Source organism: Chromobacterium sp. S0633 (assembly GCF_024158805.1).
Classification (GTDB): domain Bacteria; phylum Pseudomonadota; class Gammaproteobacteria; order Burkholderiales; family Chromobacteriaceae; genus Chromobacterium.
This window is the reverse complement of record NZ_JAMZGH010000002.1, coordinates 182,406-195,758: the sequence shown is the minus strand read 5'-3', so window position 1 is coordinate 195,758 and position 13,353 is coordinate 182,406. Positions and strand designations below refer to the sequence as shown.

Annotated in this window: 11 protein-coding genes; 10 read left to right on the top strand and 1 reads right to left on the bottom strand. The window is 66.3% G+C overall.

Annotated elements, in window-relative coordinates; genetic code table 11:
- Positions 1 to 8 precede the first annotated feature (8 nt).
- The 3 genes from NK214_RS02015 to NK214_RS02005 all read left to right on the top strand — a co-directional run bounded on the left by NK214_RS02015 (position 9) and on the right by NK214_RS02005 (position 4,081).
- On the top strand, positions 9 to 986 hold the full coding sequence (locus NK214_RS02015) for a LysR substrate-binding domain-containing protein (protein WP_107798927.1): 978 nt from the start codon (positions 9 to 11) through the stop codon (positions 984 to 986).
- A gap of 267 nt (positions 987 to 1,253) precedes the next feature.
- Complete coding sequence (locus NK214_RS02010) at positions 1,254 to 2,717, top strand: 2-hydroxymuconic semialdehyde dehydrogenase (RefSeq protein WP_253313664.1); 1,464 nt, start codon at positions 1,254 to 1,256, stop codon at positions 2,715 to 2,717.
- 20 nt (positions 2,718 to 2,737) lie between these two features.
- Complete coding sequence (locus NK214_RS02005) at positions 2,738 to 4,081, top strand: MFS transporter (RefSeq protein WP_253313663.1); 1,344 nt, start codon at positions 2,738 to 2,740, stop codon at positions 4,079 to 4,081.
- 7 nt (positions 4,082 to 4,088) lie between these two features.
- On the opposite strand, the gene NK214_RS02000 is transcribed toward NK214_RS02005, so the two are convergent.
- Positions 4,089 to 4,661 (bottom strand): hypothetical protein, encoded by a 573-nt coding sequence (locus tag NK214_RS02000; RefSeq protein WP_253313662.1) that lies wholly within the window; start codon positions 4,659 to 4,661, stop codon positions 4,089 to 4,091.
- Positions 4,662 to 5,067: 406 nt separating this feature from the next.
- Between NK214_RS02000 and wecB the strand changes: the two genes are divergently transcribed.
- From wecB to NK214_RS01965, 7 genes are read left to right on the top strand one after another with little or no spacing between them, the layout of a single operon-like run.
- Positions 5,068 to 6,237 (top strand): non-hydrolyzing UDP-N-acetylglucosamine 2-epimerase, encoded by a 1,170-nt coding sequence (gene wecB / locus NK214_RS01995; protein WP_235088516.1) that lies wholly within the window; start codon positions 5,068 to 5,070, stop codon positions 6,235 to 6,237.
- Positions 6,238 to 6,239: 2 nt separating this feature from the next.
- Complete coding sequence (locus NK214_RS01990; protein WP_235088510.1) at positions 6,240 to 7,838, top strand: glycosyltransferase family 2 protein; 1,599 nt, start codon at positions 6,240 to 6,242, stop codon at positions 7,836 to 7,838.
- Positions 7,835 to 8,845, top strand: coding sequence for a hypothetical protein (locus NK214_RS01985; protein WP_227103253.1), 1,011 nt, complete (start codon positions 7,835 to 7,837; stop codon positions 8,843 to 8,845). The genes NK214_RS01990 and NK214_RS01985 overlap by 4 nt, the downstream gene beginning before the upstream one ends.
- Positions 8,842 to 9,810: a hypothetical protein gene (locus NK214_RS01980; RefSeq protein WP_253313661.1), complete on the top strand. Its 969-nt coding sequence runs from the start codon at positions 8,842 to 8,844 to the stop codon at positions 9,808 to 9,810. The genes NK214_RS01985 and NK214_RS01980 overlap by 4 nt, the downstream gene beginning before the upstream one ends.
- Positions 9,807 to 11,684 carry a polysaccharide deacetylase family protein gene (locus tag NK214_RS01975; protein WP_253313660.1) on the top strand — a complete coding sequence of 626 codons (1,878 nt, stop codon included), beginning with the start codon at positions 9,807 to 9,809 and terminating at the stop codon, positions 11,682 to 11,684. The genes NK214_RS01980 and NK214_RS01975 overlap by 4 nt, the downstream gene beginning before the upstream one ends.
- On the top strand, positions 11,674 to 12,537 hold the full coding sequence (locus tag NK214_RS01970) for a YaiO family outer membrane beta-barrel protein (RefSeq protein WP_107798919.1): 864 nt from the start codon (positions 11,674 to 11,676) through the stop codon (positions 12,535 to 12,537). The genes NK214_RS01975 and NK214_RS01970 overlap by 11 nt, the downstream gene beginning before the upstream one ends.
- Positions 12,534 to 13,319 (top strand): hypothetical protein, encoded by a 786-nt coding sequence (locus NK214_RS01965; protein WP_107798918.1) that lies wholly within the window; start codon positions 12,534 to 12,536, stop codon positions 13,317 to 13,319. The genes NK214_RS01970 and NK214_RS01965 overlap by 4 nt, the downstream gene beginning before the upstream one ends.
- Positions 13,320 to 13,353: the final 34 nt, after the last annotated feature.

Sequence of the window (13,353 nt, the reverse complement as noted above, 5' to 3'; positions counted from 1 at the left end):
GAGCGCCGATGGACCCTCTCACGCCCTTTTCCGTTCACGATATGGTGTTGAACCGGCTCAAGCTGCGGCCGCTCTTGGTGTTCGACCGGGTGCTGCGCTGCCAGTCCATCGCCCGCGCCGCGCGCGAGCTGCACCTGACCCAGCCGGCGGTGACCAAGGCGATACGCGAGCTGGAGCAGCAGCTGGACACCGTGCTCTTCCTGCGCGGCAACCGCGGCGTGACGCCCACCGAATACGGGCTGCTGCTGGGCGAGCGCGTCAAGGCGGTGATCGCCGAGCTGCGCTATCTGACCGACGAGATCAACGCCTTCAAGGGCGGCATTTGCGGCCATGTCATCATCGGCACCCAGATCTCCGCCAGCGCCAGCCTGCTGCCGCAGGCCATCCTGCGGCTGAAGGCCCACGCGCCCAAGCTGCTGGTCACCGTGCGCGAGGGACCGCAGGATTATCTGTTCCCGGCGCTGGCCGCCGGCGAACTGGACCTGGTGGTGGGCCGCCTGCCGGACCCGGAAGCACCGCTCACCCGCAAACTGCCCTTGCGCCACCAGCCGCTCTATCTGAACCGGCTGTGCATCGTGGCCGGCGGCCACCATCCGCTGCTGGCCGCGCCGCCGTCCCGCCTGGCCGAACTGCGCGACTGGCCGTGGATTCTGCCGCCGCCGGATTCGCCGGCCCGCCTGGTGGCCGAGCAGTTCTTCCACGACGCCGGCCTCCCGCTGCCGGACAATCTGCTGGAATCGCTGTCCCTGCTGACCAATGTCAATCTGCTGGTGGATTCGGACTGCCTGGGGCTGATGCCGCGGCTGGCGGCGCGCCGCTTCGCCGCCGCCAAGCTGCTGGCGGTGCTGCCGCTGGACGAGGTGGGGCCGCCCACCGCCGTCGGCTACTCGGTGCGCGCCGACAAGCCGCTGACGCCGGCGGCCCGGCAGATGATAGACAGCCTGAAACTGGCCGCCGCCGCGCTGGACGCGGCGGATCAGGTATAAGCGCGCGGAATAGCAAGACTCGATTTATTCATTTTCGCGCCCAAGGCCGCCTTTCCTACACTCGCCAATATTGCGTCGCCCCTTAAGAACGTGTTTACGATCTCGCGAGCTAAGGCGAGACAAGGCGAAAACGGTTGAGACAGCGGAGTGTACAGACGGTGCATGAGCATTTCGAAACCATTTTCAACGCCGTATCGCCGACGCGCAGCAGATCGTAAACAGGTTCTAAGACCGCGGCGTCCACCCCCGTTGACGAGGATAGAAACCATGAGCCGCCCCGCCCTGCTGCCGCTGTACATCAATGGCCGATTCGAAGAGGAAGGCCAGCGCTTCGACAATATCAGCCCGGTGGACGGCCGGCTGTTGAACCAGGCGGTAGAAGCCGACGCCGTCCAGGTGGCCCGCGCCGTCCAGGCCGCCAGCAACGCGCTGCAAGGGCCCTGGGGCCGCTATAGCGCGCCGGAGCGCGCCGCGCTGCTGCACAAGGTGGCCGACGGCATCCAGGCGCGTTTCGACGACTTCGTCGCCGCCGAGGTGGCCGACACCGGCCGGCCGCTGCACCTGGCGCGCACCTTGGACCTGCCGCGCGCCATCGCCAATTTCCGGACCTTCGCCGATCTCGCCGTCGCCCAGGTGGACGACTGCTGCGAAACGCCGCAGGCCGACGGCGGCCTGCTGTTCAACTACACCGTGCGCAAGCCGCTGGGCGTGGTGGCGGTGATCGCGCCGTGGAACCTGCCGCTGTTGCTGCTGACCTGGAAGCTGGGCCCCGCGCTGGCGATGGGCAATACCGTGGTGTGCAAGCCCTCCGAGGAAACGCCGTCGTCGGCCGCCCTGCTGGCCGAGGTGATGGACGCGGCCGGCGTTCCCGCCGGCGTGTTCAATCTGGTGCACGGCTTCGGCCCCGGCTCCGCCGGGGAACACCTGACCCGCGCGCCGCAAATCAGCGCCGTATCCTTCACCGGCGAATCGCGCACCGGCAGCGCCATCATGAAGGCGGTGGCCGACGGCGTGAAAGACATCTCCTTCGAGCTGGGCGGCAAGAACGCCGCCGTGGTGTTCGCCGACGCCGATTTCGACGCGGCGGTGGCCGGGGTGGCCAGATCGTCCTTCTTCAATACCGGGCAGGTCTGCCTGTGCACCGAGCGGGTCTATGTGGAGCGCCCTATCTTCGAACGCTTCGTCGCCGCGCTGAAAGCCCGCGCCGAGGGCCTGAAACTGGGCTATCCGGACGAGGACGGCGTGGACCTGGGCCCGCTGGTGTCGCGCCAGCACCGCGAGAAGGTGCTGTCTTATTTCACGCTGGCGCGCGAGGAAGGCGCGGCGGTGGTGACCGGCGGCGAAACGCCGCAGTTCGGCGACGCGCGCGATCAAGGCGCTTATGTGCGCCCGACGATCTGGACCGGCCTGCCTGACCACGCCCGCTGCGTGCGCGAGGAAATCTTCGGCCCGGTCTGCCACATCGCGCCCTTCGACGACGACGAGGAGATCCTGCGCCGCGTCAACGACAGTCCCTACGGCCTGGCCTGCGCGCTGTGGACTCAGCGGCTGGACCGCGCCCACAGGCTGGCGCGGCGCGTCCAGGTCGGCATCGTCTGGGTCAACGCCTGGTACGCGCGCGATCTGCGCACCCCCTTCGGCGGCAGCAAGCTGTCCGGCCTCGGCCGCGAAGGCGGCCGCCATTCGCTGGATTTCTACTCCGACATCAGCAATGTCTGCGTCAAGCTGTGACGCGCCGGGAGAACGCCGCCATGTCCGCCGCCCTGGATGTTGACCGCTTCATCGACCGAAGCCGCCTGGGACCCTTTCACGCCGTCTTGCTGACGCTGTGCTTTCTGGTCATGTTCGCCGACGGCTACGACCTGGCGGCCCTGTCCTACATTGCACCCGCGCTGATGGAGCAGTGGGGGCTGAGCAAGCCGCAGCTGGGCCAGGCGCTCAGCGCCGCCCTGTTCGGCCTGGCCGGCGGCGCCTTGCTGGGCGGGCCGCTGGCCGACCGCCTGGGCCGCAAGCCCGCGGTGATCGCGTCGACGCTGCTGTTCGGCGTCGGCAGCCTGCTGACCGCGGCGGCGGACTCGCTGAACGCGCTCACCGTCTACCGCCTGTTCACCGGCATCGGCCTGGGCGCGGCGCTGCCCAATACCATCACCCTGCTGTCCGAATACAGCCCGGCGCGACGCCGCGCGCTGCTGGTCAGCGCCATGTTGTGCGGTTTTCCGCTGGGCGCCGGCGCCGGAGGCCTGTGCGCCGGCTGGCTGATTCCCTCTTACGGCTGGCGCGCGCCGCTGTGGCTGGGCGGGGTGTTCCCGCTGCTGCTGGCGCTGGCGCTATACCGCTGGCTGCCGGAATCGGTGCGCTATCTGGCGGCGCGCCGGCGCTCAGTCAACGAGATTAAAGCGCGGCTGCGCCGCCTCGCCGCCACGCCGGAACTGGAGCAAGCCGTCGCTTTCCGCCTGGGCGACGACGGCGACGCGCCGCGCGCCGGCCTGCGCGCGGTGCTGAGCCGGCCCTTGACGGCCGGCACCTTGCTGCTCTGGCTCAGCTGCTTCATGAGCATGTTGATCTATTACCTGGTGGTGAACTGGATGCCGCTGCTGTTGAAGGAGGCGGGCCTCTCGCTGAGCCGCTTCGCCTGGATCAGCGCGCTGTTTCCGCTGGGCGGCGGCGTCGGCTCCATTCTGCTGGGCTGGTGGATGGGCCGCGCCGAGCCGCACCGCCTGCTGGCGGCCAACTTCGCCGTCGCCGGCCTGCTGGCCTGGGCGATAGGCGCCGCCGTCGCCCAGGGCGAGCAAGGCGGACAGCTGGGCTTGCTGGTGTTCTGCATGGGCTTCGCCTCCGGCGGCGGGCAATCGGCGCTGGCCTCGCTGTCCGCCGCCTTTTATCCAACCCGCTGCCGCGCCAGCGGAGTGGGCGGCATGTACGGCGTCGGCCGCGGCGGCGCCATCTTCGGAGTGCTGGCCGGCGCCGAGCTGATGCGTCAGCAGGTGCGCCCGGACTGGATTTTCAGCATGCTGCTGTTGCCGGCCGCGCTCATCGCCGTCGCCCTCTTGTTCAAACGGCGAAGCTACGCCCCAGGCCCGGGCCGCGAGACTTGAACGGGCCCTACTCGGCCGGCGCCGCGCCGCCGGCCTTCAAGTCCTCCTCGTTGAAACTCATTTCCATCATCTCCCCGGCGGCGTCCCGGCACCCCACCGCGAAATCGGGCCGTTCCGGGCTCTTGCTCCCCGGATGAATCCGGACGGAGACCACCTCCATGCAGTGCCGCGCCAGCGTCGCCCGGCGCCCCACCTCCGCCAGCTCCGGCGCCCAGCGGCAAAAAGCGCCGGCAGCGAAAGCCTCGCCGCCGCACAGCTCCTCCTTGGCCTGCTCCGCGCCCGGCAACACCACGCCGGCGATTTCCCTCAGTTCCGCCTCGTTCCTGGCCTCGGCCTGCTGCTGGCTGGGCCAGACCATGTACGTCAAGCCCGCCGCGCCGGCCAGCAGGACGACGATCACCGCGCCCACATGCGCCCATTTGAGCCGGGACGCCGCTTCCGGCTCGCGCCGCGGCAACGGCTGCGGATACATTTCCTGATAAGGCGCCTGACACAGCGGGCAGGCGTAAGCCGGCGCCCGCCTATCGCGCGGCGCGTCGCCGCGCCAGTACCCGCAATGAAGACATTGTTTCTTTTCCATGGGCACAACTCCCCAGATTGAAGCCGACTGCGCTCTCCGGCGTTTCGGACCCGCTTCTCAAACGTTATTAGCGCCCGCATGCATATGTCCTCGCATGCTAACAAAAAAATGCCATTGCAGTTTCACACCGTAATCCCGGCCCGGGCACTAGCGCTTCGGTCAGGTGCATTCCGGCGGAATCCTGCGATCGACGCCTGCGGATCCGCCCAATCCGCTACGGCCTCGGCCCGCTGGCGAACGGGCGACTGACTCGCTCAATATTAAACCAATTGATTTAAACAAATATTTAACTTTGTTTCTAGCGAAACCTGTGCTAGCTTAATTTAAACAAACAAAAACAGTAGTTTTAACAAAACAAACAAAGTCAGCCGTATCAAGGCCATGGAATCGCTGCAATGGAGACAATATGTTTACTGTACTGACAATCTTTGGCACCCGTCCGGAGGCCATCAAGATGGTGCCCGTGATCCACGCGCTGCAAGACTGCCCGGGCGTGGCGTCAAAAGTGTGCGTGACCGGCCAGCACCGCGAGATGCTGGATCAGGTCTTGGATTTTTTCGAGATCAAGCCGGACTTCGACCTGAAGCTGATGCAACAGGCTCAGGGCTTGGCGTCTTTGACCGCCAGACTGGTGGAAACCGTCGACAAGGTGCTGGAGGAAGTCCAGCCCGACGTCGTGCTGGTGCACGGCGACACCGCCACCACGCTGGGCGCCAGCCTGGCGGCGTTTTACCGCAGGATTCCGATTGGACACGTGGAAGCGGGCTTGCGGACCGGAGACTTGTACTCCCCCTGGCCGGAGGAGATGAACCGCCGCGTCACCGATATTCTGGCGTCCTGGCATTTCGCCCCGACAGAGGAGTCTTGTCTCAATCTGCGCAATGAAAAGGTCGATCCCGAGCGGATCTTCATCACCGGCAACAGCGTCGTCGACACTCTGCTGCTGACGGTGAAGAAGCTGGAGCAGCAGCCGGAGCTCAAGGCCGGCGTCGCCGCCGCCTTCTCCTATCTGCGGCCGGAGGCGAGAGTGGTGCTGGTCACCGGCCACCGCCGGGAGAAGTTCGGCGAGAAGTTCGAAAGCTTCTGCCGCGCGCTGGTCCAATTGGCGGAACGCTACCCGGACGTGGACATCGTCTACCCGGTGCATTTGAATCCCAATGTTCGCCAACCGGTGTACGCGCTGCTGTCCCGGGTGCGCAACATTCACCTGATCGAGCCGCTGCAATACCTGCCCTTCGTCTACCTGATGGCCCGTTGCCACCTGATCATCACCGACTCCGGCGGCATACAGGAAGAGGCGCCGGCGCTGGGCAAACCGGTTCTGGTCACCCGGGACACCACGGAAAGGCCTGAAGCGCTCGCGGCCGGCACCGCCAAGCTGGTGGGCACCGAAACGGATCTTATCGTCCGCCACGCCAGCGCCTTGCTGGACGACCAGGCCGCTTACCAGCGCATGTCTCAAGCCCACAACCCCTATGGCGACGGCAGCGCCGGCAGACGCATCGCCGCCATTCTTTCCGCCTTGCCGCGCCCGCGGCAGGCCGCCAGCGCTCTCGCCTCCGCGCCGGGGAGATAGGAATGGCACCGCGAGCCCTGCTCTGGCTGATCCTGCTGATTTTCTGTTCGCCGGCCTGGTCCGCCAAGGAGCCGGCCGCCGCCGGCCATCACGCTTCCCGGCGCGGCGCGGCCGCGTCGTCGGAAAGCCGGGCCGCCATGGAGGCGCTGCCCATGGACCCGGACGCGCTCCCCGCCGCCGTCCGTCCCTCCGTCAGCATCAAGGGGGCGTCGGACAACGTCGACCTGCGCCATACCCAGCAACTGATCCTGGATCAGATCGAAGAAGCGCGCCGCCGCACGGTCAGCCAGGAGGACGACCCCCTGCTGCTGCGCGCCAGCGCCCAACCCTTCATCTGGCCCTTGCGCGCGCTGAACATGGTGCTGTATGGCGTGGTGCTCCTGATCATGGTGTACGCGGCGCGGCATATGGCCTTCACCTTGAACCGGCTGTTCGGCCATCAGCGTCATCCTTATCTGGACATTGAGACGGCGCATTGGCCCAAAGTCACGGTCTTCATCGCGGCGCACAACGAGGAGGCCGTGATCGCCGATGCGATGGAGGCCTTGCTCGAATCCGACTACCCGCCGGGGCAAATGATCATCATGCCGGTCAACGACCGCTCGACGGACGGCACCCGCGCCATCATAGACCGCATCGCGGCGCGCAGGCCGGACGTGATCAGGCCCTTCCACCGCAGCCAGGGCAAGCCCGGCAAGGCCGCGGCGCTGAAGGACGCGACGGCCTTGATCGACACCGAGCTGTTCATCGTCTTCGACGCCGATTACCTGCCAAGCCGCGGCTTGCTCAAGCAATTGATCGCGCCGTTTTTCGATCCCGAGGTCGGCGCGGTGATGGGCCGCGTGGTGCCCTTGAATCCGGGCGCCAATCTGCTGACCCGCATGCTGGACATGGAGCGCGCCGGCGGCTATCAGGTGGACCAGCAGGCCAGGATGAATATGAAACTGGTGCCGCAGTACGGCGGCACGGTCGGCGGCATCCGCGTCGCCGCGCTCAACAGCGTGGGCGGCTGGCACGACGACGTGCTGGCCGAAGACACCGATCTGACCTACCGGCTGCTGATCGGCGGCTGGCTCACGGTCTACACCAATCGCTCCGAGTGTTACGAGGAGGTGCCGGAAAGCTGGCCGGTGCGCATCCGGCAATTGATGCGCTGGACGCGCGGCCACAACCAGGCGCTGGCGCGGCACGTCGGCCGCCTGCTGAGCACCCGCGGGGTGCAAAAGCGGGAAAAACTGGACGGGCTCCTGCTGCTGGGCACTTACGCCATGTCCCCGCTCTTGCTGCTGGGCTGGGCCATTACCCTGCTGCTGTTCTTTTTCGACAGCATGTTGCCGTCTCCCGGCGTGTTGCTGATCCTGGCCCTGGTCTGCTACAGCGCGATGGGCAATTTCGCCGCCTTCTTCGAGATCGGCGTCGCCTGTTATCTGGACGGCAACGGCAAAAGGCTGCGCATTTTGCCTTTCGCCATTCTGGGTTTTCTCGTCAGCCTGGTCACCATTTCCCGCGCCACGCTGCAGCAGTCGCTGATCGAACCCTTCAAGAAAAACAGAACGCTGCATTGGGACAAAACCAAGCGTTATCGGAGGCAGCCGGGATGATGGCCTTGATCTATATCTTGGGCGTCGCGCCGCTGGTCGCCCTGCCGCTCTTGCCCGGCCTGCTGGAATTGCTGCGCAAGACCGACACCTCCGCGCTGGGCATCAACCGGCTGCATATCGGCACAGCCAACGTCTTCGCCCGCAACTATCGGCAGCGGCTGGACGCGCTGGACTCGGACGAATGGCGGCAAGACTGGAACGCCCGCCTGGAAGCCCTCGGACAAACACCCCGCCCCGTCGTGGACGAAGAAGTCTTGGCCGCGGGCGCGTTGCGCATCCCCGCCCACTTCAGCTTTCTGAAGGAAATCCATTGCGATGACGACATTGCCACCGGACCGGGCGCGATCCTGCGCAGCGTCCTGGCCGACGGCGAGCTGAGCCTGGGGCGAGGCAGCTCCATCCTGCGCTGGGCCGGCGCCCGGAACGTCCGCATCGAACCGGACAGCCAGCTGTTCGGACGGGCCGTGGCGGAGGAAACGCTGGACATTGCCGGCCCCATCCTGTTCCAGCGCATCCAAGCCGCAAACATACGCCTGGGAGACGCGCCGCCGCAGCAGGCCGCGGCCGGGCCGCTCAGGGAGGTGGACATCGGCGGCTTGCCCGCGGCCCATCCCTTTAACGCGGAAATGCGCCGGGCGGTGGTGGACGGCGATTTCCAGTTGCCGGCAAACAGCTTGTTGCGCGGCCACCTGGTGGTGCGCGGCGGCTTGCGCATCCGCGCCGGCTGCCGGATAGAAGGCAGCGTCAAGGCCAGCGGGCCGGTGCGCCTGGCCCGCGGTGTGGTCGTGACCGGCGCCGTCGTGTCCGACCACTCCATCATCTGCCGGGAACACTGCCAGCTGCTGGGCCCGGTCGTGGCGGACCGGCTCGTCGCCATCGGCGCCCATTCCGCGCTGGGCGCGCCGGACGCGCCCAACACCGTTTCTTCGCGCCGGGTCTTGCTGACGCCGCCTCTGCGCGCGCACGGCACCATCTGGGCCCGCGTCCGTGGCAAGGTGCGCGGATGATGAAGCGTCTCTATCTGCTGCTGGCCTTGTGCTGCGGGGCGGGACAGGCCGCAGCCGGCCTGCTCAGCTGGCCCGGCTATCAAGACGAGGACGGCGCCATCCTGCTGCAAGCGCATGGTCGCCATGTCGACCCTTATTTCGCGATGAAAGCCTTGCTGACGGCCGACGAGCTGGGCCTGTCCATCGCCTCCGCCGCGGACGCCTGGACGGCGTGGCTGGCGCCCAGACAGGAAAGCAACGGCAGTTTTCCCCGTTTCGAACGCCAGGCCGATGGCGTTTGGCGTCGGGCGGCCGACGCCGACGCCGACGACTCCACGCTGGCCATGTGGATTTCCTTGCTGAACCGACGCTACCGGCGACAAGAAATGCCGCCGGCCCTGCAGGCCTCGCTGGCGCGCGCCCGGCGCGCGCTGTGGCGGCTGAGGCAAGCGCGCAGCGGCGTTTACGATTACACAGCCGGCGCCAAGCTGGCTTACCTGATGGACAACGTCGAGGTCTACGCGGCGCTGCGCGACGACTGCGTCAACACCGGCGCCAGCTGCCGGAGGATGCGCCAGCTGGCCGCGGCGCTGCCCAAGACCTTTTGGGAGGCGAAAACCCGGCGTTGGCGCGTCGCCAGCCGCGACATCCCGCCCATCGCCTTCTACCCGGAAGCCGCCGCGCAACTCTTCCCCGACATGGCGGATTTGCCGGTGATGCCGGGGCAGGCCTCCTTCGACGCCTGGCTGCGCGGCGAAGGCCGGCCCTGGCTTGTCCAGGACAAGGCTCATCTGGACTTTCCCTGGGGCGTGCTGGCCCTGGCCGCGCTGAGAGGCGGCCGCGAGGACGCGGCGCGCGCCTGGCTGCGACAGGCGGCGCCGGCGCGCGGAACGCCGCGCTGGAACGTGCTGGAGGAAGCGGTTTTTCAAGGATTGACGCACCGCCTGGCGACAGCGGCGGAGCAAGAACAAAGGCAGGAAGAATGAACAAGATTCGATCATGTCCTCTTTGGGTGTTCATCATCCTATTGCTTGGACTATTGCTGGCGGCAAGCGCGATCTGGCACAAGCTGAGCGCAAGCCGGACGCCGCCGCCCAGGGCCTTCATCGCCCTATTGCTGCCCGACAAGCCGGCCAGCAACAAATACGCGCTGGCCTGGCAGGACGCGGCCAACGAAGGCGGCGTGGCGATGATGCAGATCACCGCCAGCCAATTGGTGGACATGGAGCCGGAACAACGCGCCCGCATCCGCGGCATCATCTTGCCGGACACCATTCACCGCCATGTCGACGCGGCGCTGGCCGGGGTGCTGGAGGAATACGTGCAGGCGGGCGGCGCCTTATGGATCAATTACGACGCCGCCAGCGAAAACGCTGGCGGCCGCTTTCTGGACAAGCCGACGCTCGCTCGCATGGTGGGCGTGGATTATCTGCTGTACCGGGAACTGGGCAAGCAGATGGTGCGCAGGGACCTGATGCTGATGTCGCCGTCCGCGGTGGCCGAACTCGGCATCACCCCCGGCCGCTTCCAGCCCTATGCCGGCGGCAAGCCCTCCTTGCTGCAGGCCTCGACCTACGGCTACGACCAGGCCGCCTTCAGTTATCTGGCGACCCGCGGTTCTTTCCAGGGACGGGTGCTGGCCGAAGGCCCGGACGGCACCTTGATTGCCGGCCTGCGGGATTACGGCCGCGGCAAAGTCTTGTTCGTCAATCTGCCGGTCACCTTTCTCAAGATACGCACCGACGGCCTGTGGCTGCAGTCCTATCTGAACTTTTTCAATACGCGAGTGCTGCATCTGCCTCAGCTCGCCTCGGTGCCGGACGGCGTCGGCGGCCTGGTGATGAACTGGCACGTGGACGACGCCAACGCCATCCCCTATCTGGACCTGCTGAAAAAACTGGGCTTTCTCGAGCAAGGCCCCTATTCCGTCCATTTCACCACCGGTCCGGACACCAATCAGCCCGGCGACCGCCGGGGCATGGACCTTGCCCATAACGCGCAAGCCCAGGACTGGGTTCGCCGCTTGCGGGCGCTGGGTTACGACATCGGCGCGCACGGCGGCTGGATGCACAACTACTTCGCCTTCAACATCAACGAGCACAACGGCAAGCAGTGGGCGTCCTATCTCGCCAACAACAAGCAAGACCTGGAAAACCTCACCCGGCAAGCGCTCACCGAGTATTCGGCGCCCAACGGCCACCATCCGGACTGGGTGACCGCCTGGCTGCGCCAACACGGGGTGCTGGCTTATTACTATGTGGGCGATCTGTCCATGGGCCCCACCCGGACCTATATCGACCCCGCCGACATGCATGGCCGGCCCTGGGCCTTTCCGGTATCGGCCAACGGCGGCATCGCCTCCTTCGAAGAAGCGGTGCGCAATAAGCTGCCCAGCGAGCAAATGACGCTTTGGCTGCAGGACATGACCCGCTTCGCCGTGCAACAGCGGGTGGCGCGCCTGGTCTATTTCCACCCGCCGGGCGTCTACTTCTATCAGCAGACGGTCAAGCAATGGCTGGCTCAAACCCGGGCGCTGCGCGACCAGGGCGTTTTTCACTGGTACACGATGACCCAGCTGTCCCGCTTCCTGTCCCAGCGCGAACTGACTCAATGGCAAGTCGCGCCGGCGGAAGGCCGGGACGCGTCCTGGGTCAGCGTGAGCGCGCACAACCCAGGCAGCCTGGCGCGGCAAAGCTGGCTGCTGCCCAAAAGCTCGGCAAGACCGGTGCTGCGCTCCGGCAAAGCGGAGATAGAAGCGCTGCCGGACGCCTGGCGCGTCAGCGCCCAATCCGGGCAGGACCTGCGCTTTGACTATCTGCAAACAACGAGCGACACGACGGAGACCCGCCATGCTCAGTAAACCACTCGCCCACCTCTGCCTATTGGCCTGCTGCCTTGCCGGCCAAGCCCGCGCCGACGAGGCCGCCGCCCCGGAGGCGGCCGAAGCCTCGCCGGCCGCCGCCGATGTCGAGACGGAAGCCTCGACGCCGGAGCCGTACTCCTGGGCGCGCAGCATCGAAGTCGGCGGACAGCATTCCAGCCTCACCGCAAACAATCCCGCCTGGAACGGCGTCTATCTGTCCGGGGTATGGCAAACCGACGCCGGCAACGTCTTCGACTGGATCGCGGAGCAGGACAGCCGTTTCGGCGAACACGGCATCGCCTTGAACGCGGGCTGGAACCACGACATCAACCCGGACTGGTACAGCCGGCTGGAATTGGGGCGCAGCAGCAGCGGCACCTTCTGGCCCGGCACCCATTACGGCGCCGCCCTCAACCGCAAATGGCTGCCCGGCCGCAATCTGGTCAGCACCTTCGGCCTGGCCTACAACGACAACCGCCAAGGCTATAGCGACCGCATTCTGACCCTGGGCATGGCTTATTACTTCGACTCGCCCTGGGTGGTGGAAGGCGGCGTGCACCGCACGCTGAGCAATCCCGGCAGCGTGAGTTCGATGCAGGCTTACGGCGCGGTGACCTATGGACGCGACCGCTGGCGCCTGATCACCCTGGCCGTCAACGCCGGCGGCGAGGGCTATATGCCCATCGGCGTCGACCAGCCCAAGCAAAGCTTCGACAGCCAGCTCTATCAACTGAGCTGGAGGGAATGGATAGGCCGGCATTGGGGCATCCATGTCGGGGTCGAGCGCTACCACAGCCCTTATTACGACCGCTCCGGCATCACCACCGCCGTGTTCTGGAACCTGCCATGAGCCTTCAAGAACGTCTGCAACACTTCAAGGCGGTCCGCCACACCGGTCACGGCGGCGAGCGCATCTCCCTGCACCGGGCCATGCGCACCGAGCCGTTCCGGCGTCTGCGCTGGCTGGAAATCCTCGGCTTGCCGCTGCTGTTCAATCTCTTGCTGCTCGCCTTCCTGCCGCAGACGCTCGCCTTTTGGCAGGCGGTTACAGAGTGGAGCATCGCGGCGACCGGCGTGCCCGCCCAGCTCTCCCGCCTGGAGATACTGGACGGGCGGATACCGGGTTTATGGCTGCCGTGGCTGGATCTGCCGGCCTCGGTGCCCTCGTTCTGGCAATGGTGGAGCAATGGGCTTGCCGGCTTGCTGCTGCTGTTGCTGTCGTTTTTGATCAGCCCGGAAAACATGCCGCTGCGCTATCTGCTGCGCTTGTTCGTCATCATCCAGGCTTGCGCCTGCGTGTACTTCGCCTTCTTGCCGGCGGCCTTCAGCCACTCGCTTCCCGAATATCACAGCTCCTGCCTGACCTTTGTGCTGACCTTGCTGTTCTTGATGCCCTGGGTGCACGCGCTGACCTTTCACGTGCTGGAAAAACCGCTCTGGCACAAGCTTGCCCTGAGCGGCGCGTCCCTCGCCTATCTGTTGCTGGAAGCGCCGCTGCATTATTTCGCCGCCGCCTTGGTGCTGCATTACGGCTCGCTGCTGTTCATGCCCCTGCTCTTCATACTGGGCAGCCTGATGATGGAAGTCATGATGATGATTGCGCTGTACGCCTGGGCGATGAGTTGGGAATAAGAACCTGTTTACGATCCGCTGCGCGTCGTGAAAC